General features: G+C 68.9%; 22 protein-coding genes. 9 read left to right on the top strand and 13 right to left on the bottom strand.

The window, feature by feature from the left end; all coding sequences use genetic code 11:
* Positions 1 to 3: 3 nt before the first annotated feature.
* From ABOD76_RS09220 to pheS, 9 genes are all read right to left on the bottom strand, one after another.
* Positions 4 to 234: a 50S ribosomal protein L23 gene (locus ABOD76_RS09220; protein WP_350245239.1), complete on the bottom strand. Its 231-nt coding sequence runs from the start codon at positions 232 to 234 to the stop codon at positions 4 to 6.
* A 56-nt stretch (positions 235 to 290) separates the two neighbouring features.
* Complete coding sequence (gene rplD / locus ABOD76_RS09225; protein WP_350244537.1) at positions 291 to 899, bottom strand: 50S ribosomal protein L4; 609 nt, start codon at positions 897 to 899, stop codon at positions 291 to 293.
* Entirely contained in the window at positions 899 to 1519 is a 621-nt protein-coding gene (gene rplC, locus ABOD76_RS09230; protein WP_350244538.1) for a 50S ribosomal protein L3, read from the bottom strand. The genes rplD and rplC overlap by 1 nt, the downstream gene beginning before the upstream one ends.
* Complete coding sequence (gene rpsJ, locus ABOD76_RS09235; RefSeq protein ID WP_350244539.1) at positions 1516 to 1839, bottom strand: 30S ribosomal protein S10; 324 nt, start codon at positions 1837 to 1839, stop codon at positions 1516 to 1518. The genes rplC and rpsJ overlap by 4 nt, the downstream gene beginning before the upstream one ends.
* A gap of 1 nt (position 1840) precedes the next feature.
* Positions 1841 to 3058: an elongation factor Tu gene (gene tuf / locus ABOD76_RS09240; RefSeq protein ID WP_350243532.1), complete on the bottom strand. Its 1218-nt coding sequence runs from the start codon at positions 3056 to 3058 to the stop codon at positions 1841 to 1843.
* 286 nt (positions 3059 to 3344) lie between these two features.
* Positions 3345 to 3821, bottom strand: coding sequence for an AAA family ATPase (locus ABOD76_RS09245; protein ID WP_350244540.1), 477 nt, complete (start codon positions 3819 to 3821; stop codon positions 3345 to 3347).
* A gap of 83 nt (positions 3822 to 3904) precedes the next feature.
* Positions 3905 to 6448, bottom strand: coding sequence for a phenylalanine--tRNA ligase subunit beta (locus tag ABOD76_RS09250; RefSeq protein WP_350244541.1), 2544 nt, complete (start codon positions 6446 to 6448; stop codon positions 3905 to 3907).
* Positions 6445 to 7332 (bottom strand): SMI1/KNR4 family protein, encoded by an 888-nt coding sequence (locus tag ABOD76_RS09255; RefSeq protein WP_350244542.1) that lies wholly within the window; start codon positions 7330 to 7332, stop codon positions 6445 to 6447. The genes ABOD76_RS09250 and ABOD76_RS09255 overlap by 4 nt, the downstream gene beginning before the upstream one ends.
* Positions 7329 to 8348, bottom strand: coding sequence for a phenylalanine--tRNA ligase subunit alpha (gene pheS / locus ABOD76_RS09260; RefSeq protein WP_350244543.1), 1020 nt, complete (start codon positions 8346 to 8348; stop codon positions 7329 to 7331). Before pheS ends, ABOD76_RS09255 begins: the two co-directional genes overlap by 4 nt.
* 242 nt (positions 8349 to 8590) lie before the next feature.
* Between pheS and ABOD76_RS09265 the strand changes: the two genes are divergently transcribed.
* Positions 8591 to 9331: an RNase H family protein gene (locus ABOD76_RS09265; RefSeq protein ID WP_350244544.1), complete on the top strand. Its 741-nt coding sequence runs from the start codon at positions 8591 to 8593 to the stop codon at positions 9329 to 9331.
* An 8-nt stretch (positions 9332 to 9339) separates the two neighbouring features.
* Here the strand turns inward: ABOD76_RS09265 and ABOD76_RS09270 are convergent, their stop codons facing one another.
* The 3 genes from ABOD76_RS09270 to ABOD76_RS09280 all read right to left on the bottom strand — a co-directional run bounded on the left by ABOD76_RS09270 (position 9340) and on the right by ABOD76_RS09280 (position 11550).
* Positions 9340 to 10365, bottom strand: coding sequence for a DNA topoisomerase IB (locus tag ABOD76_RS09270; protein WP_350244545.1), 1026 nt, complete (start codon positions 10363 to 10365; stop codon positions 9340 to 9342).
* Between the two features lie 2 nt (positions 10366 to 10367).
* Positions 10368 to 11087, bottom strand: coding sequence for a uracil-DNA glycosylase (gene ung, locus ABOD76_RS09275; RefSeq protein WP_350244546.1), 720 nt, complete (start codon positions 11085 to 11087; stop codon positions 10368 to 10370).
* Between the two features lie 61 nt (positions 11088 to 11148).
* Positions 11149 to 11550 carry a DUF3197 domain-containing protein gene (locus ABOD76_RS09280; protein ID WP_350244547.1) on the bottom strand — a complete coding sequence of 134 codons (402 nt, stop codon included), beginning with the start codon at positions 11548 to 11550 and terminating at the stop codon, positions 11149 to 11151.
* Positions 11551 to 11625: 75 nt separating this feature from the next.
* Between ABOD76_RS09280 and ABOD76_RS09285 the strand changes: the two genes are divergently transcribed.
* From ABOD76_RS09285 to ABOD76_RS09305, 5 genes are all read left to right on the top strand, one after another.
* Positions 11626 to 12330 (top strand): S4 domain-containing protein, encoded by a 705-nt coding sequence (locus ABOD76_RS09285; RefSeq protein WP_350244549.1) that lies wholly within the window; start codon positions 11626 to 11628, stop codon positions 12328 to 12330.
* A 19-nt stretch (positions 12331 to 12349) separates the two neighbouring features.
* A complete protein-coding gene (gene zapE, locus ABOD76_RS09290; protein ID WP_350244550.1) occupies positions 12350 to 13393 on the top strand; it encodes a cell division protein ZapE in 1044 nt (347 codons plus the stop codon).
* Between the two features lie 286 nt (positions 13394 to 13679).
* Positions 13680 to 13919, top strand: a complete 240-nt coding sequence (locus ABOD76_RS09295; protein ID WP_350244551.1) for a hypothetical protein — start codon at positions 13680 to 13682, stop codon at positions 13917 to 13919.
* A 52-nt stretch (positions 13920 to 13971) separates the two neighbouring features.
* Positions 13972 to 15081, top strand: coding sequence for a M20 family metallopeptidase (locus ABOD76_RS09300; RefSeq protein ID WP_350244552.1), 1110 nt, complete (start codon positions 13972 to 13974; stop codon positions 15079 to 15081).
* Positions 15082 to 15084: 3 nt separating this feature from the next.
* Complete coding sequence (locus ABOD76_RS09305; protein WP_350244553.1) at positions 15085 to 15384, top strand: hypothetical protein; 300 nt, start codon at positions 15085 to 15087, stop codon at positions 15382 to 15384.
* A gap of 3 nt (positions 15385 to 15387) precedes the next feature.
* Here the strand turns inward: ABOD76_RS09305 and ABOD76_RS09310 are convergent, their stop codons facing one another.
* Positions 15388 to 15609: a hypothetical protein gene (locus tag ABOD76_RS09310; RefSeq protein ID WP_350244554.1), complete on the bottom strand. Its 222-nt coding sequence runs from the start codon at positions 15607 to 15609 to the stop codon at positions 15388 to 15390.
* Positions 15610 to 15678: 69 nt separating this feature from the next.
* Here ABOD76_RS09310 and ABOD76_RS09315 point away from each other — a divergent pair, with 69 nt between their 5' ends.
* The 3 genes from ABOD76_RS09315 to ABOD76_RS09325 all read left to right on the top strand — a co-directional run bounded on the left by ABOD76_RS09315 (position 15679) and on the right by ABOD76_RS09325 (position 21308).
* Positions 15679 to 16905 (top strand): aminopeptidase, encoded by a 1227-nt coding sequence (locus tag ABOD76_RS09315; RefSeq protein WP_350244555.1) that lies wholly within the window; start codon positions 15679 to 15681, stop codon positions 16903 to 16905.
* A 264-nt stretch (positions 16906 to 17169) separates the two neighbouring features.
* Positions 17170 to 18786, top strand: a complete 1617-nt coding sequence (locus ABOD76_RS09320; protein ID WP_350244556.1) for a carboxypeptidase-like regulatory domain-containing protein — start codon at positions 17170 to 17172, stop codon at positions 18784 to 18786.
* Positions 18786 to 21308 (top strand): S8 family serine peptidase, encoded by a 2523-nt coding sequence (locus ABOD76_RS09325; RefSeq protein ID WP_350244557.1) that lies wholly within the window; start codon positions 18786 to 18788, stop codon positions 21306 to 21308. The genes ABOD76_RS09320 and ABOD76_RS09325 overlap by 1 nt, the downstream gene beginning before the upstream one ends.
* The last annotated feature ends 70 nt before the right edge of the window (positions 21309 to 21378 follow it).

The following is a 21378-nucleotide window of genomic DNA, read 5'->3' on the forward strand; positions in this document are numbered from 1 at the left end:
TCCTTACGCCGTGCCGACCAGGGCGTCGATCGTCTGGCCCTCGGCGAGTTTGACCATGGCCTTCTTGCGGCTCACGCGGCGGCCTTCGTACTTGCCGGTGCGCTTCATCTTGCCCAGGGCGTTGAAGGCGGTCACCTTCACCACCGTCACGCCGAACGCCTGCTGAACGGCGTTCTTGATCTGGGTCTTGGTGGCGCTGGGGGCCACCCAGAAGGTGTAGACGCCGCGGTCCATGCCGGCGTAGGCCTTCTCGCTGATGACCGGCTGCTTGATGATGTCGTAGACGCTGCTCACTGGCCCGCCTCCTCTTCCGTCTTGGCCGGCTCCAGCACCACGGCGTCGATCACCAGACGGTCATGACGCAGGATGTCGTAGACGTTCAGGCCCGCGACCGGGAGCGCCGTCACCCAGCTCAGGTTCCGGGCGCCACGGCGGGCGTTCTCGTCATCGGTGACCAGGAACACGCGCTCACTGCCGTCCATCCCGTTCTGGGCCGCCCAGTTCAGGAAGCTCTTGGTCTTGCCGTCCAGCTCGAAGCCGTCCACCGCAACCAGCTTGCCGTCCTGCTGACGGTCGCTGAGCGCCATGGCCAGGCCGAGGCGGCGCACCTTCTTGGGCAGGGTGTAGCCGTAGTTGCGCGGCTTGGGGCCGAAAGCCACGCCGCCGCCCACGAAGGTCGGGACGCTGCGGTCGCCGTGACGCGCGTTGCCGGTGCCCTTCTGGCTGAAGATCTTCTTGCCGGTGCGGCTGACTTCAGCGCGGGTCTTGGTGCTGGCGCTGCCCTGACGGCGCTTGGCCAGCTGCCAGGTGACCACCTGGTGCAGCAGGTGCTTGTTCGCCCGCGGCAGGTCGAGTTCGATGGTGCGGGCGTTCTTGCCCACCACGTTGATCTGGGCCATTATTTCGCTCCCTTAACGGCCTGACGCAGCACCACGAGGCCGCCGGTCATGCCGGGGATGGCGCCCTTGATCAGAATCAGGTTTTCGCTGGGGCGCACTTCCACCACTTCCAGGTTCTGGATGGTGACGCGCTCCACACCCCAGTGCCCGGCCATGCGCTTGCCCTTGTACACGCGGCCCGGCGTCTTGCGCTGGCCGATCGAACCGGGGCGGCGGTGCCACTTCTTGGAACCGTGACTGGCCGGACCACCGGAGAAGTTCCAGCGGCGCATCACGCCCTGGGTGCCGCGGCCCTTGCTGGTGCCGGTGGCATCGATCTTCTCGCCTTCAGCGAAGATGTCCACGCTGATGGTGTCGCCTTCCGGCGCGAAGTTGCGGAACTCGCGCAGGTACCGCACCGCGCCCACGCCGGCCTTCTTGAGATGGCCGAGCACGGGGCGGGTCATGCGCTTCTCGCTCTTGGGCATGAAACCCACCTGCACAGCCTCGTAGCCGTCGGTGACCAGCGTCTTGCGCTGCACCACCGGGCACGGGCCGGCCAGCACGACCGTCACCGGAACGGCGCGGTCGCCCTTCCAGATCTGGGTCATGCCGATCTTGGTGCCGAGGATGCCCTTCATGCCCGGCCTCCCACCGTCTTGATCTCGATGTCCACGCCGGTCGGCAGGTCGAGGGTCATCAGGCTGTCGATGGTCTTCTTGGTGGGGTTGCTGATGTCCACCAGGCGGTTGTGGGTGCGGATCTCGAAGTGCTCGCGGGCGTCCTTGTACTTGAAGGGCGACCGCAGCACGCAGAAGCGCCGGACGCGGGTCGGCAGCGGCACCGGGCCACTCACGTCCGCGCCGGTGCGGCGCACCGTGTCCACGATGCGGCTGGCCGAGGTGTCCAGCGCCTTGTGGTCAAAGCCGCGCAGCTTGATGCGAATCTTGGGCGCGACCATATTACTGGTTCACCTTGGTGACGACGCCGGCGCCAACGGTGCGGCCACCTTCGCGGATGGCGAAGCGCAGGCCCTCTTCCATGGCGATCGGCTTGATCAGCTCCACGGTGAAGCTGATGTTGTCACCGGGCATCACCATTTCGACGCCTTCGGGCAGTTCCACCACACCGGTCACGTCGGTGGTGCGGAAGTAGAACTGCGGGCGGTAGCCACCGAAGAACGCGCTGTGGCGGCCCCCCTCGTCCTTGCTGAGGATGTACACGCTCGCTTCGAACTTGGTGTGCGGCTTGATGCTGCCCGGCTTGGCCAGCACCTGACCGCGCTCCACGTCGTCACGCGCCACGCCACGCAGCAGCACGCCCACGTTGTCGCCGGCCATGCCCTGATCCAGCAGCTTGCGGTGCATTTCGATGCCGGTGACGGTGGTCTTGCGGGTGTCGCGCAGGCCCACGATCTCCACTTCGTCCTGCACCTTGACGATGCCGCGCTCCACACGACCGGTGGCCACGGTGCCACGGCCGGTGATGGTGAACACGTCTTCGACCGGCATCAGGAAGGTCTTGTCGGTGTCGCGCTCGGGGGTGGGGATGTAGCTGTCCACCGCGTCGAGCAGTTCCCAGATGTTGTCGACCCACTTGTTGGTGCCGCGCGCCATCTTGGGATCGGCGACCAGCGCCTCGAGCGCCTGCAGGGCGCTGCCCTTGACCACCGGCAGGTCATCGCCGGGGAACTCGTAGCGGCTGAGCAGCTCGCGCACTTCCATCTCCACGAGCTCCAGCAACTCTTCGTCGTCGACCATGTCGACCTTGTTCATGAACACCACGATGTACGGCACGCCCACCTGACGGGCGAGCAGGATGTGCTCGCGGGTCTGCGGCATCGGGCCGTCGGCGCTGCTGACCACCAGGATCGCGCCGTCCATCTGCGCGGCGCCGGTGATCATGTTCTTGACGTAGTCGGCGTGGCCCGGGCAGTCCACGTGGCTGTAGTGGCGCGAGGTGGTGTTGTATTCCACGTGCGCGGTGTTGATGGTGATGCCGCGCGCCTTCTCTTCCGGCGCCTTGTCGATCTGGTCGTAGCGCTGCGTCTCGATGCTCGGGTCCGCGCTCGCCGCCGTGAAGGTGATCGCTGCCGTCAGCGTCGTCTTCCCGTGGTCCACGTGCCCGATCGTCCCCACGTTCACGTGGGGCTTCGTCCGCTCAAACGTCCCTTTCGCCATAATTCCCTCTCCTCCAATTGGTCGGCTCTACACACAGTTGTGCAGCCCTTTGATCAGGCGCTGGCCGACATTGGGTTTCTTCTCGGCTGGGCGGTGTCCCACCTCAAGCCACAATGCTCCGGCATGCAAAGACGTCGCCTTTGCTCGGCGCACCGAAGATACATGGTACTGGAAAACCGGCCTGGAGGCAAGAGTGCTGAAGCCGACGGAAGGGCGCTCCGCCGCCTGACAGAGGGCGTTGCGGAGGCGAAGGCCGGGCCGTTCCGGAGGCTGACACGACCGACGTTCAGCCGTGCTGCAGGTGCTCGGGCTCCTCGCTCGCCAGAGGACGCTCGAAGCGCTCACGAAACAGGTCGAGCGCGTTCCGGTCCAGCTCGAAGGTCCCTGCGGCTCCCTGCCCGTTCCGCTGCAACAGCCGCTGCCACAGCACCTCCGACGGCACGTCCAGCCACAGCAACCGAACGCGGGCGCCGAGTGCCTCTGCCCGCTGCCGGTACGTCTCCCGTTCGGCCCGCCGCCAGAAGCCCCAGTCGAGCGTGACGTTCACGCCCAGCTGCAGGGCGCGCCCGGCCAGCGCCCACTGCATGGTCTGCAGCTGGGCCAGCCGCGCATCAAAGACGCGGCGTTCCATGTGCTGACCGAACAGCGGCACCATCCAGGCATCCAGATTGAGCGTCAGGGTGTGGTGCTGCCGCTCCAGCTGCCGGGCCAGGGTGGTTTTCCCGGACCCGGGCAGCCCGCACAACAGGAACAGGGTGGGCATACGGCACGATACCCGCCGTCGCCCCACAGGAAAAAGGGCGGGAACGCCCTGCGCCCGCCCTCTCCTCCCCTCCTGTTGACCGTCTACCGCTCCCGGATGCTCCAGCCCTCGGCCCGCACTGCGGCCATCAGGCGGTCCATCAGCGGGTCCACCTCCGCGTCACTCAGGGTGCGCCCGGCGCGGAAGGTCAGCCGTACCGCCACACTGCGCTGCCCCTCGGCAATCGACTCGCCGGTGTACACGCTCAGCGGCCGCACCGACTCCAGCAGCTCTCCCGCGTGTTGCCGCAGCAGCCCTGCGATCTCGCCGTAGCTGACCGCCTGAGGTGCCACAACCGCGAGGTCGCGCCAGGCGGCTGGAGCGCGGCTGGGGTCGTGGAAGGCCCACGTTCGGCCCGGCAGCGGCAGCGCCACCTCCAGCAGGAAGGTATCGCCACTCAGCCCGAAGCTGGCGGCCACCTCCGGGTGCAGCGCGCCCAGCCAGCCGACCGGCTGTCCGTTCCAGACGACCTCGCCGGCAATGCCGGGGTGCAGCGCCTCCGGCACCGCCGCCCCGCGCAGCTGCCGCACCTCCACCTCGGCGCCCAGGGTGCTGGCCAGCGCGTCCAGCAGGCCCCGGAAAGCGCGGAAGCCGCCGGCCACGCCCGCCTGATGGTCGTCCGGGGCCAGTGGGCCGCGCATCAGCAGGCCCAGCCGCTCGGCCTCACCGCTGGCCGGGAAGATGTGCCCCACCTCGAAGATCAGGGTGCGCGGCTCCCGGCTGTGGGTCTGGGCGGTGCGCAGCAGGCTGGGGTACAGCGCCGTACGCAGGCCGGTACGCTCCACGGTCAGCGGATTTCTGAGGCGCACACCGGGCCGTTCGCTGCGGGCGCGGGCCGCCTCCTCGTCGCTGGTGAAGGTGTAGGTGACCACCTCCTGGAAGCCCAGGCCCATCACCGCGCGCTTCAGCTCCCGGCGCTCCAGGCTGGCCTGCTCGGCCCCGGCGTTGTCCGGGTGCACCAGCAGCACCGGCAGCGTCTCGGGCAGGCTGGCGTAGCCGTGCAGCCGCGCCACCTCCTCGATCAGGTCTTCCTGAATCAGCAGGTCGATGCGCCACGACGGCGGCGTCACCTGCAGCTGTCCGGCCTGCGGCTCCACCGTGCAGCCCAGCCGCTCCAGCATCCCCTGCATCTCCGAAGTGGCAATCTCCATGCCCAGCAGCGCCCGGGCATACTCCGGGTCCAGCCGGATGGACTCCGGCCGGGCCGGCTCGCCCACCACCGTGGCGCCCGGATGCACCGTGCCGCCCAGGTCCGAGAGCAGCGCCGCGATGCGGTCGGCCGCGCGGGGCGGCAGCAGCGGGTCGGTGCCGCGCTCGTAGCGGTAGACCGCGTCGGTCTTGAGGCCCAGCCGGGTGCTGGTCCGGCGCAGCAGCACCGGGTCGAAGTGGGCGCTCTCGATCACCACGTCCTGGGTGTCGGCCTGGACCGCCCCGTGCTCGGCCCCCACGATGCCGGCGATGCCCAGCACCGACGTGCCCTCCTGCACCTCGCCGGCGGTGCGGAACGCCTCCTGTACGGTCGGGATCTGGATCTCCCGGCCGTCGCGGATCAGCAGGTCCTCCGGACCCACCTGATGAACGCTGCCCATCAGGTCCGCCACCCGCTCGCCCTGCCGCAGGCCGAAGCCCACCACGATGCGGTCCCCGAGCACGGCCCGCCGGTCGTAGAGCGCGGTGGGCTGCCCCAGCTCCAGCATCACGTAGTTGCTGACGTCCACGATGGCGCTCACGCTGCGCGAGCCGCACAGCATCAGCCGGCGCTGCAGCCACAGCGGCGACGGGCCGTTCTGCACCCCGTTCACGGTGCGCGCCACGAAATGGTCGCAGCCGAAGCGCAGCCGCTGGGCCGGGTCGCGCTCGACCGTCAGGCCGCGCTCGGGCAGCACGACGGTGATCTCACCGGCTTCCGTGGCGGCCGGGCCGGCCGGCGGCTCGTGCAGGGTCAGCTGCAGCGCGGCCGCGAGGTCGCGGGCCAGCCCCAGCGCCGAGAGCACGTCGGCGCGGTTGGGCGTGACCTCCACGTCCAGCACCCAGTCGGCGGGCCAGAGCGTGTGCATCGGGGTGCCGGGCGCGGCGGTCCCGTCCGGGAACAGCATCAGGCCCGCCGAACTCTCGCCCAGCCCCAGCTCCTTGGCGCTGGCGGCCATGCCCCAGCTCTCCACCCCCTGCAGCATCCGCACGCCGTACTCCAGCTCACCCAGCCGGGTGCCGGGCGTGACCAGCGCCAGCATGGTGCCGGCCGGCAGGCCCACCGCATTGGGCGCGCCGCTAGCGATGGTGCGCTGGCCGTGCGGCCCGGTGTCCAGCGTCAGCCGGGTCAGCTGGGTGCCTTCCATCGCGGCGGCCTCGGTGACGCGGACCAGCAGCACGCCCTCGGGCGGGGCCGGCACGTGCACCGTGTCTTCCAGCGGCAGACCCAGGCCGGCGAGCAACGGCTCGAGTTCGTGGACTTCCGCGCCGGCAGCCACGTCCAGGGCCGCCGAGCCGTCCAGCGTGCTCTCGCTGGCCCGCCGCTGGGTCAGCCGCTGCCGCAGGTGCGCTTCGAGGTCGGGAATCAGTTCTTTGAGCCAGGAATAGGGCAATTTCATGGGGTGTCCTCGCTGGGGGGCAACGCGTTGGGGGCAGGGTCGGGCGCACCGGGCGGGCGGCCACCCAGGGCCTGATAGCGCTCCTGCAGGGCTTCGGGCCACGCTTCGGGCGGCACCATCTCGGCCAGGTCGTTCAGTTCGTCCAGCGTGGCGGTGGACGGATCGAGGTCGTCGGGGTGCAGGCCCAGCATGCTCATCAGGTTGCTCATCAGCTGCTCGGCCTGGACTTCCTCGGGCAGGTCGGTGTCGTCTTCGGTGAGGTCCTCGTCGGCGTCCTCGATGGCCGCCGCCTCGGCCTGCTCCAGATACAGCAGCCGGTACTTGCGCCACTCGGTCTGCGCGGCCCGGGCGTCCGCGAGCTCCACCCGGTCCCGGTCCTGATCGATCTGATAGACCCCGCGCTGCAGCAGGGCGAGCGAGGCCCGCAGCAGATCGTCCAGCCGCTCGAAGGCATAGAGCCGCTGGCCACGCTGCAGCGCCACCACCTGGGCCGGCGAGCTGGGCAGCGGTGCCTCGTCGCCCTGCACCAGCAGCAGCACGTCGTTGGCCTCGTCCGACAGGATGGGCAGCAGCTGCTTCGGGAAGAAGTCGGGGCCGCCCTTCTGCGCCTGCGCCGCGCTGGCGGCCCACAGCATCCGGGCCAGCTCCAGCGCCTGCGCGAGCGGCAGGAAGCTCAGGCCCGGCAACAACTCCACCTGGGTGTCCTCGAAGCCGTCGTGCCAGCGGTACAGCGCGCGCACGTCGTCGCTCAGCCGGTGGGGCCAGTCGCTGAGCAGCTCATCGATCTCGGCGTCGCTGAGGCCCGGCTGCAGCGAGCCGTGCGCGGCGCGGTAGTGGGTCTTGAGCCACTGCTCCAGCTGCGCGAGGGTCTCCGGCACGCTCACCCGAGGGGCCCCCGGAACTGTGCCAGCACCTTCGGGTCGTTGGCGTAGAAGTAGCGGATGTCCGGAATGCCGTACTTCAGCATGGCGATGCGCTCCGGCCCCAGCCCGAAGGCGAAGCCGGTCTTGCCCTCGTACACGCGCGGCTGGCCCTGCGCCTCACGCAAATCGTCCACCGCCCGGAACACGTTGGGGTGCACCATGCCGCAGCCGCCCAGCTCCAGCCACTTGCTCTCGCCGCGCGGGTTCTCCCACCACACCGAGAAGTCGGCGCCCGGCTCGGTGAAGGGGTAGTAGCTCGGCTGGAAACGCACCTGCGTGCGCGGCCCGAACAGACCCCGGGCCATCTCGGCAATGGTCCCTTTCAGGTCGGCCATGCTGACCCGTTCGCCCACCACCAGCCCCTCCAATTGGTGGAACATGCTCTCGTGGGTGGCGTCGGTGGCCTCGTAGCGGTAGACCTTGCCCGGCACCACGATCTTCAGGGGCGGCGTGTGGTCGACCATGTAACGCACCTGCATGGGTGAGGTGTGGGTGCGCAGCAGGCGGCCGTCCTCCAGCCAGAAGGTGTCCCACAGGTCGCGGGCCGGGTGGAACCAGGGAATGTTCAGGGCGTCGAAGTTGTGCTGGTCGTCCTCGACCTCGTTGCCCTCCACCACCGTGTAGCCCAGGCCGGCGTAGATGTCCTGCAGGTCGGTGAGAATGCGGCTGATCAGGTGCGGCCCGCCGGACGGCAGGCCCAGCCCCGGCAGCGTCACGTCGATGGCCTCGCTGGCCAGGCGCGCGTCCAGGGCAGCCCGCTTCAGCGCCGCTTCGCGCTCCGTCAGTGCCGCGTCAATGGCGGCGCGCACGGCGTTGATCTCGGCGCCGCGCGCCTTGCGTTCCTCCGGGGGCAGCTTGCCGAGGGTGCCGAGTTCGCGGGTGACCAGTCCGCTCTTGCCCACGTAGCGGGTCTTGACCGCCTGGAGCGACTCCAGATCGGGGGCGGCCTGGATGGCCTGAAGGGCTTCTTCCTGCATGGCTGTGGCTCCTTGATGACAATGGGTTCAGCAAAAAAGCCGCCCTACCGGAGTGCGGCAGGGCGGCAGCGGGGCATCGCTCAGTTCAGGCGTGCCTGCTCCCGCCCCGGAAAAACGGCGAAGGTGTACCGGGACGGGAGGTCATGGGTTCAGGGTAGCCGCAGACCCCCGGAGCGGTCAAGGCGTGCTCTTCGGTGAGATGGGGCATGAACCGGCGCTGACCCGCACGCTATCCTTGACGGGTGAACCACGCCTACGTGGACGGCAGCTATGACGCGGGAGTGGGCGGCTGGGGCGTGGTGCTGATCCGGCCCGGGCAGCCGCAGAGCCGCATTCAGGGCCGCTCGGAGGCCGAGGACAACAATGCCACCGAGCTGCGCGCCATGCTGGAGGCGGTGCGACAGGCGCCGGCGGGCGAGCGGCTGACCGCCCACACCGACAACACCAGCGTGATCCGCAGCCTGCGGGTCGGCAGCCAGAGTGCGCCGCAGGACGAGATGGCCGCGCAGGTGCGGCTGGAAGCCGCCGAACGCGGCCTGGAGCTGCGGGTGGCGCGGGTGAACCGCGACCACCGCCACATGCAGACCGCCCACCTGCTGGCCAACGACGCCCGGCGCGACCGCTCCAGCCCGCCTCCGCCTGCCATCGGCGCGGAGGCCGTCATCGAACAGGCGCACTGGCAGGCGGAAGCCCGGGTCAGCCTGCGCCGCGCTGGCGAGCGGGTGACGCTGCAGTTCCCGGTGGACCCGGTGGCGCCGCTGCCGCCCACCGTGCAGGTGCTGATCGCGGTGCTGAGCCTGGCCCAGCCACAGGAAACGCTGCTGATCCGGCGGGCCAGCCGGCTGGCGCAGGCGATCTGGGAGCGTCCGGTGCGCGCGCTGGAAGGTGAGGCCCGGGACGCGGTCCAGGCGGCCCGCAGCGAGGCCGCCGAAAAGCGGGTGCAGGTGCTGTTCGAGGAGGCGGGCCTGCGGGCTGGCGACTGAGCGAGCCGTCAGCCCCGGCGGCGGGTTCTCAGCGACTTTTCGCTCTCCAGCATCCGCTTCAGGGCCGCCTCGCTGCGGGTCAGGCCCTCCAGGTTGTCGGCGCGGGTGGCCCGGGGCTCGTAGTCGTCCAGCACCTTGCCCTCCAGGTAGCGGTCAAAGATCACCGGGCAGACGTAGTGGCCGCGCACCACCGCCGGGGTGTTGCCCAGGTCGTCGGCGACGTATTTGACGCACTCCACCAGGGTGCGGCGCGCGGCGCGCTCGCTGCCGGCCACGCCCGCCTCCGCGAGGTACTCGGCGGCCGTCAGCGTCCCGCCCCAGGTGCGGAAGTCCTTGGCGGTGAACGGGCCGATCACCTCGCCCAGGTAGCGGTTGAGCTGCCCGGCCCGCACCCGGAAGCGCCCCTCGTCCTGCACCGCCTGAAACAGCCACGGGCCCGGCAGCTCCAGCAGCCGCGAGATGTTGGCCGCCAGGGTGGCGTCGCGGGTGGCCTTGTGCTGCTGGATGCCGTGCTTGCCCCGGAAATCAAAGGTCACGGTGGTGCCGCTGACCGTGACGTGCCGGTGCCGCAGCGTGGACAGGCCGTAGGTGCGGTGGGCCGCCGCGTAGCCGTCGCTGCCCACCCGGAAGTGCCCCACGTGCAGCAGCCGGGTCATTAGGGCCAGCACCTTGCGCTCCGGCAGGCCGCTGCGGCGCAGGTCGCTGCCGGTCACGGTCCGCAGGGTCGGCAGCACCCCGGCGAAGCGGGTCAGCCGCTGCCACTTGCGCAGCGCCCCCGCCTGCATGAACTCCGGGTGGTAGCGGTACTGCAGCCGCCCGGCCGCGTCCCGGCCGAAGGCCTGCAGTTCGGCGTCCGGGTCGGGGCTCACGTACACGTCCTGATACGCGGGCGGCACCGCCAGCCGCGCGATGCGCTCCAGGCCCGCCGCGTCACGGTACTCGCGGCCGTCCGGCTCGAAGTACCGGAAGGCGTCCGGCTTATTGCCTTCACGGCGCAGGTAGGTTTCCTGCAGCAGCTCGGTGCGGGTCGTCACGCTCACGCTCCGTCCGGCGTCAGCGGCAGCTGCCAGTCGATGGGGTCCCGGCCCGCCTCGGTCAGGGCGGCGTTGACGCGGCTGAACGGCCGGGTGCCCATGAACTTCGTGACGCTCAGCGGGCTGGGATGCGCCGACTCGATCACCACGTGCTGGCTGCCGGTCACCAGCTTGGCCTTCTTGCGGGCATAGGCACCCCACAGCACGAACACCACCCGCTGCGGCTGTTCGTTCACCGCCCGGATCACGGCGTCGGTGAACGCTTCCCAGCCGTGACCCGCGTGGCTGTTCGGCTGCCCCTGGCGCACCGTCAGCACCGCATTGAGCAGCAGCACCCCCTGGCGGGCCCAGCTGCGCAGGTCGCCGTGCCGGGGTATCTGGAAACCCACGTCGTCGCGCAGTTCCTTGTAGATGTTCTGCAGGCTGGGCGGCGGCCGCACGCCGGGGCGCACGCTGAAGCTCAGCCCGTGGGCCTGCCCCGCCCCGTGATACGGGTCCTGGCCCAGAATCAGCACCCGCACCTCGTGCAGCGGCGTCAGGCGCAGGGCCGTGAACATATCCTCGGGGGCCGGATAGACGGGTCCGGCCTGACGCTCGGCCTCCACGAAGGCCAGCAACTGCTGAAAGGCGGCGCTGTGCATCACGCCCTGCAGGGCGGCCTGCCAGTCGGCGGGCAGCTCCGGCAACGAGGCCAGGCCGGACGAAGAAGACGGCAGTGACATGCTGCCAGTCTGCGGCTCCACCGCGACACCAACGGTAAGAAGAACTAAACGAACCTTGGCTTCAGGACAGATAAATGCCGTAGTCGCTGGGGTTGCTGGCCGCCACCAGCCGCCCCACCTCCTCGGCGTCCGGCTCGGCCACCACCCGGTTGAAGTCGCTGGCATTCAGCACCGTTTCGCGCACCGGGAGGCCCTGCGCGTCCCCCCACTGGGCCAGCCGGCGCAGCGCCTCCATCCCGGCCTTGCCGTAGTGCGGCCCAAAGGCGGCCGCGGTCAGCACCCGCTCACCCGAGGCCTCCACCAGCACGGCGTAACGCGCCTGTAAGCGCTCGCCCTGGCGGTCGGTCAGCAGAATCAGGCGCGCGCCACGCAGGTCCGCGCCTTCAAAGCGGGCCTGCAGCGCCTGCAGCGTGAGGGCCGGAGCACCGGTCAGGCCCAGCGGATCAGCGATGGTGAAGGACATGGCCCCAGTGTACGGCCCGCCGCAGCGCAACCCGCACCACCCTCCGCCCCCGCCCGGCACACTATGCTGACGCGCATGAGCAAACCCGCTGCCTCCAAAGTGCCGACCCTGGTCGCCCAGGCCCGTGGCGGCCGCGTGGTCCGCACCGCCTTCGTGGACGCCGAGACCATCGACCGCCGCCAGCTGCAGGACGACGAGGTGCGCCACCACATCGCCGGCGGCTTCCCGGATGCCCGCCGGGTGGTGCTGACCGTCTACCCGGCGCACATCCCGGATGTGGACACCGGCGTCACCGTCTTCCGCGTCACCCCCCACACGGCCGGCTGGGACCAGCAGGACTTCGCGGTGCAGCTGCGGCGGCTGCAGCTGCCGGAAGACACGCTGGGCGAGCTGCGCGAGGAACGCGGCAGCTTCGTGGTGGTCACGACCGGCAAAGCCACCCGGGCCATTGCCGACCTCACCGAACTGGACGGCCGCGAGCTGGATGTGGAGGAACTGGGCGCAGCGGCCGGGCGCGGCAGCAAGACCCGCGAGGTGGTGGTGCCGTCCATGCGGGTGGACGTGGTGGGCGCCAAGGGCTTCGGCGTCAGCCGCGCGTACTTCCAGCAGGGCATCGACGGCGGCAAGGTGCGGCTCAACGGCCAGCCGGCGCGCGCCAGCAGCGACATCCGCGAGGGAGACAGCCTGTCGGCCGAGGGACTGGGCCGCATCGACTTCAAGCGGGTGGTCAACGAAACCCGGCGCGGCAACTACAAGGTGGAACTGGAGGTTCACAAGTGAGCGCCGGGGACCGGGGCCGGTGAGCGTGCCGGCTGCGGCCCCGGCGGGCATTGACCTGAGCGTCCGCCATCCGGAACTGGACCCGGAGCAGCTGACGGCGGCCCTGACGCCCGGCGCACGCTTTCAGGACGTGCGCTTCGCCAGCTACCGCCCCAACCCGGACTTTCCCTCACAGCAGCAGGCCAGCGACCGGATGCAGCAGTTCGTGGCGGGCCTGGGTGCCGAGCAGCGCAGCGGGTTTCTGGGCCTGAAGCGCCGCCCCGCCGAGGGCCGGGGCCTGTACCTGGACGGCGGATTCGGGGTGGGCAAGACCCACCTGCTGGCCAGCGCCTACCACGCCGCGGCGGTGCCCAAGGCTTTCATGAGCTTTCAGGACCTGATGTACGTGATCGGGGCGCTGGGTATGCCGCGCGCCGTGCAGGCGTTCCGGGGCCTGCGACTGCTGTGCATCGACGAGTTCGAGCTGGATGATCCCGGCAACACCCACATGGCCAACACCTTTCTGGGTGAGCTGATGCCGGCGGGCCTGAACGTGATCGCCACCAGCAACACCCAGCCGGGCGCGCTGGGGCAGGGCCGCTTCAACGCCCAGGACTTCGCACGGCAGATCCAGGCGATCACCGGCCGCTTCGAGTCGCTGGCCCTGGACGGCCCCGACTACCGCCAGCGTGGCAGCGCGCCCGCCGAACCGCTCAGCGAGGCCGAGTACCGCCACTGGCGCGAACGTCAGGACCCCGCCACCCTGGCCGAGCTGACGTTCACCGCGCTGCAGCCGGTGCTGCTGGGGGTGCATCCGGCCCGGTTTCCGCAGCTGCTGGACGGCGTGGCGGCGCTGGGCCTGACCGGGCTGGCCCCCATGAATGATCAGGGACCGGCCCTGCGGCTGGTGCATTTCATCGACAAGGTCTACGACCTGGGCGTGGCCGCCGCCTTCACCGGCGCGCCGCTGGGCACCCTCTTTGACGAGACCTACCGGTACGGTGCCTTTGCCAAGAAGTACGCCCGCTGCCTCTCGCGCCTGTCGGAACTGCTGAATGAAGCGCGCGTCCAAGACCGCGATTAAGAGGGCTTCAGGGAAGGGTGGCAGCCGCTGGGGAGTGGTGCAGCGGCCACGCAAGCGGCTACACTGAGCCTGTCCCCAACGTACAGTCAGCGCGGCCGCGTCCATGACCGGCTTGTGAAGCTTCTCCTCAGCGGATTCTTTCCAAAGCGGTCAGCTGCACGCCTACCCTGAACACTACCCGGTTGTCTCCGGAATACACTCCCGCTGATGCGCTCTGCGTGCATCTGTGTCCGCTTGTTCTGCCCTGCCGGAGACGGGCAACTCTACGGCCTTGATAAGGAGTGCCATGAACAGAGCCCTCATCGCAGTCGTCCCCACGGAGCCCACCCTCTACGACGTGGACTGTGCCTGGGTCCCCGGCACCACAGACCGCATCCGGTTCACCATTGACCGGACCCGGCAGGTGCGCGAGCTGGCGGCGCAGCGTCTGTCCAGCATGTTCGGTCGTAGCCTGATGGACCAGTTGTACCTCAAGGGCCGCGCCCGCCTGCGCCTGAGCGAACAGCAGTTGCTGGAACTCGCGTAACCTTCTCCCCTGCAGCCGTCACCTTCCCGGGTGGCGGCTGCTACCGTGCAGCATGACCAACTTCACCTCCCCTGACCCGGAAGCGCTGCTCCACGACCTGCGGCAACTTGTGCTGCTCGAATCACCGTCCGATGACCCGGTGGCCATCCTGCGCGTGCAGGACGTGGTGGAGGGCTGGATGCGTGGCCTGGGCGCCGAGACGCACGCCCTGCCGGGCGGAGTGCGCCGCTTCCTGCTCGGCCCGCAGCAGCGCCCGGTGCTGATCCTGATGCATGCCGACACGGTGTGGCCGCACGGCACGCTGGAGAGCATGCCCTGGCGGGTGGACGGCGAACGCGTCTACGGCCCCGGCACCTACGACATGAAGGGCGGCATCGTGAGCGTCCGGCACGCCCTGATGCTTCTGAACGGCCAGTGGCCGCAGGGCGGCATCGAGGTGCTGCTGACCGCCGACGAGGAGGTGGGGTCGCTGCTGAGCCGCCCCCACATCGAGGCGGCGGCCCGGCGCGCCCGCTGCGTGCTGGTGGTGGAGCCGCCGGTGGCCGACAGCCACGCGCTCAAGACCGGGCGCAAGGGCGTCGGCCTGTACACGCTGCGGGTGACGGGCGTGGCGGCCCACGCGGGCAACAAGCCGGAAGAGGGCGCCAGCGCCATCACAGAAGCGGCGCGGGCGGTGCTGGCCGTGCAGGCGCTGGCCGACCCGGCGGCCGGCACCACCGTGAGTGTGGGGCGCATTCGTGGCGGCGGCGCGGTCAACGTGATTCCGGCGCACGCTGAGTTCGATACCGACGTGCGGGTCTCCACGCTGGCCGAGGCCGCGCGGGTGCAGCAGGGCTTCGAGCAGCTGCGGCCCCACGACCCACGCGTGCGCTTTGAACTGGGCGGCGGCCTGAACCGCCCTCCCTTCGAGCGCGGAGAGGGCACGGCGCGGCTGTACGCCCAGGCCGAGCGGCAGGCGCGGAGTCTGGGCCTGCCGCTGAGCGAGGCGTTCGTGGGCGGCGGCTCGGACGGCAACTTCACGGCGCCGCTCTGCCCCACCCTGGACGGCCTGGGCGCGCCGGGCGACGGCGCCCACGCCGCCCACGAGCACGTGCGGCTGGACCGCTGGCCGCAGCACATTCAGCTGCTGACAGCGCTGATTAGCGACTGCGGGGTAGATTAAGGCATGTTCTTCCGCAAGAAGCCGGCCAACATTTATGTCAAGGAAGAGGCTCAGGGCATCTACCGGCTGCGGGTCCGGACCACGGCGCACGGCGACACGGTGGACCTGCGCTTCACCCGGGCGGCCCACATCGGGGTGGATGACGACGGCGGCTACGTGTTCCGCAAGGCCATCCTGAGCAGCCAGCACCTGGACCGCGGGGAGGTGGTGGTGCGCTTCGACAGGCGCTACACCGTCCTGGAAACGCAGGTGACCGGGGGCGAACTGGTGCCGTTCCGCGAGTGGGAAGACCCCCGCTCCTAGGCGTTACAGCAGGCCGCCACCCAGGAACAGCCGCAGCGCTGCCAGTGCCAGCACCACCACGTTGAGCGTGGTGCCGCCGCGCTGGCGGCTCATCACGCCCAGAATCAGGCCGACAATGCCCAGCGGCAGCGTGATAAACCAGTTGGTCCAGCCGAGCAGCGGCAGAAAGCCCACCACCAGGCCCAGCGCCGCCAGCACGCCAAAGACGATCGAGATCAGGTTCATGCCTTCAGGTACGCGGAGGACGCCTGCAGGGTTGCGCGGCCCGGCCTCCGGTGGTGAATACTGAGCCCCATGACCACAGCGACCGGGCTCAGCTTCGATCAGAAACTCGCCAATTACGCCGACCTGCTGGTGCGGGTGGGGGTGAACCTGCAGCCGGGCGGCCGGCTCTTCATCTGGGCTCCCCTGGACGGCGCCCCGCTGGCACGGCTGGTCGTGGAGCGTGCCTGGGCAATCGGTGCGCTGGCGGTCACGGTGGAGTACCAGGACGAGCGGCTGTCGCGCCTGATGTACGACCACGCCCCCGAAGCGGCGCTGGACTACGCGCCGACCTGGAAGCTCGACGAGCCGATGCACCAGGTCGATGAGGGCTACAGCTTTCTGACCATTATGGGCAGCGATCCGGACCTGCTGGCCGGGGCCGATCAGGAGCGGATCGCCCGCCACAGCCGGGTGATGGCCCAGCTGTACCGGCCGTTCAATGAACGCTTCAGCACCTTCGAGGTCAACTGGAGCGTGGGCGCGATGCCGGTGCCGAGCTGGGCCGCACGAGTGTTCCCCGACCTCCCGCCGGAGCAGGCGATCCAGGCCCTGTGGGAGGCCATCTTCGTCACGAGCCGCGCCGATCAGCCGGACCCGGTGGCGGCCTGGCAGGCACATGTGGCGCAGCTGGCCCGGGTGCGGGAGCACCTGAATGGCCGCCAGTACCGTGCCCTGCACTTTCGGAATGCCCACAGTGACCTGGAGGTCGGACTGGCCGACGGTCACATCTGGGCCGGGGGCGCCGGACCGGCCCAGAATGGCGTCGTGGGCGTACCGAACCTGCCGACCGACGAGGTGTTCACCGCGCCTCACCGCGACCGGGTGAACGGCACCGTGCGGGCCAGCAAGCCACTGAGCACCCGTGGAACGCTGATCGAGGACATTCAGGTGCGCTTTGAACACGGACGGGTGGTGGAGGCCACCGCCAGCCGCGGCCAGGACGTCCTGACCGCCCTGCTCGACACCGACGAGGGCGCCCGGCACATCGGTGAGATCGCGCTGGTCGAGCACGACTCGCCGGTGGCCCGCACCGGGCTGCTCTTCTACAACACGCTCTTTGACGAGAACGCGGCCAGTCACATTGCGCTGGGGCGCGCCTATCCATTCACGGTCGAGGGGGATCTGAAGGCGGCGGGCGGCAACGACAGCCTGATCCACGTGGACTGGATGATCGGCACACCCGACACGGACGTGGATGGCCTGCGTGACGACGGCAGCCGGGAGCCGGTGATGCGCGGCGGCAAGTGGGCCTTCTGAGCCGGCCGCTTCAGGCTTTCTTCATTTCAGCCGCACCGTCGGGGACGCTCAGAAGCGATTCGTGAAAGTTAGCTATAGTCCTGTACAAATCCAACTCCGTCTGGGCAGGAATGAACCAGGCAGGTTTTCGGCCTGCCGGGGCATCTGAACTCTCCAGCGGTGGCCGGTCCCACCGGCCTCATTCATGACGGCGCAATTCCACAGACCCCGCAGCAGCGCACGGCTCCGGGCGGGTTCGCCAGTTAAAGCTGTTCAGGAGGCAACATGAGGGATCAGGGCAAGGTACTGGGATTGATGGGCGTGGGGATGCTGTTGCTGACCGGATGTATGGGCAGCACGCCGCCCGAGGCGACCGTGAAGGTGAGTGGTACCGTGAGTGTGGCCCGCGCCGGCGAGGCGGTGGCCGGCGCCACCGTGAGCGTGGACGGCACCAAGGTCAGCACGACCACCGACGCAAACGGACACTACAGCGTGGACGTGCCGGTCAGCCGGCATACGCTGGTGATCCACAAGGACGGTTACGCCAGCACGCGGGTCGAGAACTTTACCACCACCGCGCCGCAGACGCTCGACGAGATCCTGCAGCGCAGCTTTGATCCGGACCTGCCCACCACGCCGCCCACCGTGACGCTAAGTCGCCAGACGCTGGACGCCAAGGGCAAGGTGACCAGCGAAGTCCCGCTGAAGGACGGCGACACGATTGATGTCACGGGCGACAAGCCGCTGGACCTCAACGTGGGCGTCAAGACCACCACCGCCTCGCCCGACGTGAATGGCGTGTACGGCGGCATCGCTTCGCTGGAGGTGGACGCGGGCAGTTCCGGCTTCCTGAATGCCGGCCGGACCCGGTCACTGAACCTGACGCCCAGCGGCAACGACACCTTCACCTTCACGGCCAGCGACTTCGCTGCCTTCAAGGGCACGGTGGACCTGCACGTCAGCATGTACGACTTCAACGGCAACCGCACCCACGTCATCCGGCACCTGAAGCTCAATACGGTGGCCAACGCTGGCGCGCTGGTGGCTCCCACCAAGGTGGCCCCCACCGCCATCACTTTCGCCGACACCGCCACCTACGGCGCGCTGGGCAAGAATCCTCAGACCGCCACCCTGCTCAAGCGCTGGGTGCAGACCCACGACAGCGCCGCCCTGAAGGCGCTGAGCAGCACGGCCCGCAGCACCACCGGCCGCCTGACCCCGCAGGCGGCTCCCACCGGCACCGTGATGTGGGTGGACGTGAACTTCGAGTACACCGGCACGGCCGCGCCACGCACCTTCGAGCTCGACCGCTCGCTGGACGGCGGCAAGACCTACACCAAGGTGCTTAGCGCCACGCCCGCCAAAGCGATGGTGGACCCCAAGGACGCCAGCGCCGGCTACGTGCTGCGTGACAACAGCTCGCAGCTGACCCCCGGCGTCAAGACCACGTACCGGGTGCGGGCCGTCAGCGACGCGGGCACCAAGGACTCTGATGAAAAGAGCGTCACGCCGCTGGGCCGTTACTCGGTAGAGCTGCTGAGCCCAGGCCAGGCCGACACCGGTGTGGACACCGCCCCGATCTTCCGCTGGCGCACCAGCGGGGCCAGCGACGTCGAGAACCTGCTGTTGCTGGTAGAGGACCGCACCCAGGCGGAAGGCAACTCCGATCAGTGGCTCAGCGATGTGTCGGGCATGAACTCAGCCACCTACGACTTCGACGGCTCGGCCCTAACCAAGTACCTGCAGCCGTTCCACGCTTACGACTGGCAGATGGCGGCCGTGACCAATTCCAAGGACAACACCGCCTTCTCCGTCGGGGCCGACTTCTTCAACCTATTCGGCGTGACGGCCAATCCGATCGAGCGTGGCCCTGTCAACGAGTTCGTGACCGGAGGATACTGATGAACCGTGTGCATACGAAGAAACTGGGCAACCTTTCATTGGCCCTGACCCTGCTGCTGGCCGCTTGTGGACAGAGCAGCGTGACGACCGTTCGACCCGTCCCCACCGACTCAAAATTCACGTTAGACCCCACCCGCAGCTTTCAGACCGGGCAGGTGGTGGTGGGGCTACCTGACGGCGTGAGCGCCGCCGCCGCCGCCGCCACCGTAGGTGGTCAGGTGCTGCGCGAGATGCCGGCCCTGCACGCCGCCCTGATCCGGCTGCCGGATGGCCTAAGCGTGAACAAGGCCGTGCATGCCTACGCGGCGGCCGGCAGCGTCCGCTATGCCGAGCCGAACTACCTGATGACCACGCCGGAGCGTTCCAGCCACACGGCGCAGGCGCTGAGCGCGGCCTCTCTTGCGCCGCAGGCGGTCGCCACTACCCTCAACGACCCGCAGCTGGGCAAGCAGTGGTTCCTGAAGAACATGGGCGCCTACAAGGCCTGGGAGACCGCCACTGGCAAGGGCATCCGCATTGGGGTGGCCGACGAGGACATTGACCGCAACCACCCAGACTTGAAAGCCAACATCGTTTATCCAGGGTACGACAGCCCCAACGACAAGCTGATCACGCCCACTACCGCCTACGACGGCGTGGGCGAACACGGTACCTGGGTGGCCGGCACCGCGGCCGCCGTGGGCAACAACGGCATCGGTGGCGCGGGTGTAGCGTACCAGGCCAGCATCGTGCCCATCACCATCACCCACGACGCCACCGGCGCCAGCAGTGTGGACTCGGCCTACGCTTTTTTATGGGCCGTGGTGGGCCCGGACGGCAAGGCCCCGGGCGAGACCGGCGACACCGACACGCCTGCCGGGCACAACGGCTACGTGGACGTCCTGAACTACTCGTTCGGCGGAAGCGACTACAGTCAACTCGACAAGGAAGCGGTCGACTACGTGCTGAGCAACGGCGTGGTGTTCGTGACCTCTGCCGGTAACACGCCCACCACCGGACCGGCCAGTCCCGCATGGACCCCCGGTGCCATCAGCGTCGCCGCCACCACCCCTTACAACGAGCGCACTGGGTTCTCGAACCGGGGCTCGCATATCACGGTGGCCGCGCCCGGGCAAAACATGTGGCTCACCACCCTGCGGACCAACGTGAGCAACCCGGACGAAGCCAACTACTCGTACGTGGACGGCACCAGCTTCTCCAGTCCAGCCACCGCCGGCACGATTGCCCTGATTCTGCAGGCTTCGGCCACCAAGAACCCGGACGGCAGCGTGGCCAAGATCACGCTGACTCCGGCCCAAGTGCGCCATCTCTTGGAAGACACCGCCTTCAAGCCCACAGGCAGCTATAGCATTGATACCGGCAATGGTGTGGTGCGCGCCGACGCCGCGGTGGCGGCTGCCTCCAAGGCGGACGTGGCCACGACCACTGAAAAAGGCGTGAACGTCACCCTGAAGTTCGTGGCGTCCAGCAACACGGCCGTGAGTATCCCGCTGGTCGGGGTGACCATGGTGGGCGGCAAGCGGCCCGATCAGCTGCTGTACGCCCAGTCGGCGGCCGGTAACGCCTTCTTCCCCACCGGTATTGCCTCGTTCCGCGAGATTGACGCAGGCGATTACCAGCTGTATGCCTCCGGGCCGCGCACAGTGGTGGTGGGAGGCAACGCGGGGGTCGCCTCTGCGACTTTGTCCCTGGCCCCGGGCGAGAGCCTTGCCAAGGCGGTGCAGCTCCCGATCACCCTCCCTACCGACAGCAACGAGCCGAATAACACCCGGGCCACTGCCACTGCCATCGATTATGGGCAAGTGCAGGACGGGGTACTGGCAGAAACCGACACCGACCTGTACAAGTTCACAGGTACGGCAGGCGACAAAGCCTCCATCAATACCTTAACCAACGGTCTAAGCCGCTACATTGATAGCGGCCCAGACCTGCGGCTTCAGGTGTTGGATGCCAGCGGCACAGTGGTGGCTACCAACGACGACCAGCGCAGCGGTGTAAGCGATGCTGCCTTGGATTACACCATCCCCACCACTGGCACTTACTACATCAAAGTGGACGACCAGAACGGCGGCACGCCCGTAAACTCTTACTGGGTCAGCCTGAGCAAACGGGCCGGCTCGGAGACCGAGCCGAACGGCAGCGGCACGGTGAAGGGCGCGGCTTTCAGCAACGTGGACTTCAGCAAGGCCAACGTCCTGGGCATGGGCCAGGCGCTTGATGCGAGTATCGGGACAGCCAGCGACGTGGACGTCTATACCTTCAACGGTACCACCGGCCAGCAGATCGTGGCTGACATCAACGCCTCAGTGAGCGGCAAGCCCGACACCGTCATGGCCCTGTACCGCAAGGGAACCGGTACGGCCCCGACGCTGATCACTGGCAACGACGACAGCACGTCCACAGACTCCACTATCGAGGCCAAACTGCCGTCTAACGACACCTATTACCTGGTGGTAGGCGCATTTACTAACAGCACCCAGAGCAGCAGCGGCGACTACCGCATCAGCCTCGACCAGCGCTGAACGGACAGGAACCGGAAGGGGGCGGGCCAGCTGGCCCGCCCCTTTTGTCTGCTGCATGTCCCAACAGGTT

Source organism: Deinococcus sonorensis KR-87, assembly GCF_040256395.1.
Lineage (GTDB): Bacteria > Deinococcota > Deinococci > Deinococcales > Deinococcaceae > Deinococcus > Deinococcus sonorensis.

Excerpts from the sequence above, each read along its gene's own strand:
- ABOD76_RS09220 (WP_350245239.1), bottom strand. The coding sequence starts at position 234 with ATGGACCGCGGCGTCTACACCTTCTGGGTGGCCCCCAGCGCCACCAAG.
- rplD (WP_350244537.1), bottom strand. The coding sequence starts at position 899 with ATGGCCCAGATCAACGTGGTGGGCAAGAACGCCCGCACCATCGAACTC.
- rplC (WP_350244538.1), bottom strand. The coding sequence starts at position 1,519 with ATGAAGGGCATCCTCGGCACCAAGATCGGCATGACCCAGATCTGGAAG.
- rpsJ (WP_350244539.1), bottom strand. The coding sequence starts at position 1,839 with ATGGTCGCGCCCAAGATTCGCATCAAGCTGCGCGGCTTTGACCACAAG.
- tuf (WP_350243532.1), bottom strand. The coding sequence starts at position 3,058 with ATGGCGAAAGGGACGTTTGAGCGGACGAAGCCCCACGTGAACGTGGGG.
- ABOD76_RS09245 (WP_350244540.1), bottom strand. The coding sequence starts at position 3,821 with ATGCCCACCCTGTTCCTGTTGTGCGGGCTGCCCGGGTCCGGGAAAACC.
- ABOD76_RS09250 (WP_350244541.1), bottom strand. The coding sequence starts at position 6,448 with ATGAAATTGCCCTATTCCTGGCTCAAAGAACTGATTCCCGACCTCGAA.
- pheS (WP_350244543.1), bottom strand. The coding sequence starts at position 8,348 with ATGCAGGAAGAAGCCCTTCAGGCCATCCAGGCCGCCCCCGATCTGGAG.
- ung (WP_350244546.1), bottom strand. The coding sequence starts at position 11,087 with ATGTCACTGCCGTCTTCTTCGTCCGGCCTGGCCTCGTTGCCGGAGCTG.
- ABOD76_RS09280 (WP_350244547.1), bottom strand. The coding sequence starts at position 11,550 with ATGTCCTTCACCATCGCTGATCCGCTGGGCCTGACCGGTGCTCCGGCC.
- ABOD76_RS09285 (WP_350244549.1), top strand. The coding sequence starts at position 11,626 with ATGAGCAAACCCGCTGCCTCCAAAGTGCCGACCCTGGTCGCCCAGGCC.
- ABOD76_RS09295 (WP_350244551.1), top strand. The coding sequence starts at position 13,680 with ATGAACAGAGCCCTCATCGCAGTCGTCCCCACGGAGCCCACCCTCTAC.
- ABOD76_RS09300 (WP_350244552.1), top strand. The coding sequence starts at position 13,972 with ATGACCAACTTCACCTCCCCTGACCCGGAAGCGCTGCTCCACGACCTG.
- ABOD76_RS09305 (WP_350244553.1), top strand. The coding sequence starts at position 15,085 with ATGTTCTTCCGCAAGAAGCCGGCCAACATTTATGTCAAGGAAGAGGCT.
- ABOD76_RS09310 (WP_350244554.1), bottom strand. The coding sequence starts at position 15,609 with ATGAACCTGATCTCGATCGTCTTTGGCGTGCTGGCGGCGCTGGGCCTG.
- ABOD76_RS09315 (WP_350244555.1), top strand. The coding sequence starts at position 15,679 with ATGACCACAGCGACCGGGCTCAGCTTCGATCAGAAACTCGCCAATTAC.
- ABOD76_RS09320 (WP_350244556.1), top strand. The coding sequence starts at position 17,170 with ATGAGGGATCAGGGCAAGGTACTGGGATTGATGGGCGTGGGGATGCTG.
- ABOD76_RS09325 (WP_350244557.1), top strand. The coding sequence starts at position 18,786 with ATGAACCGTGTGCATACGAAGAAACTGGGCAACCTTTCATTGGCCCTG.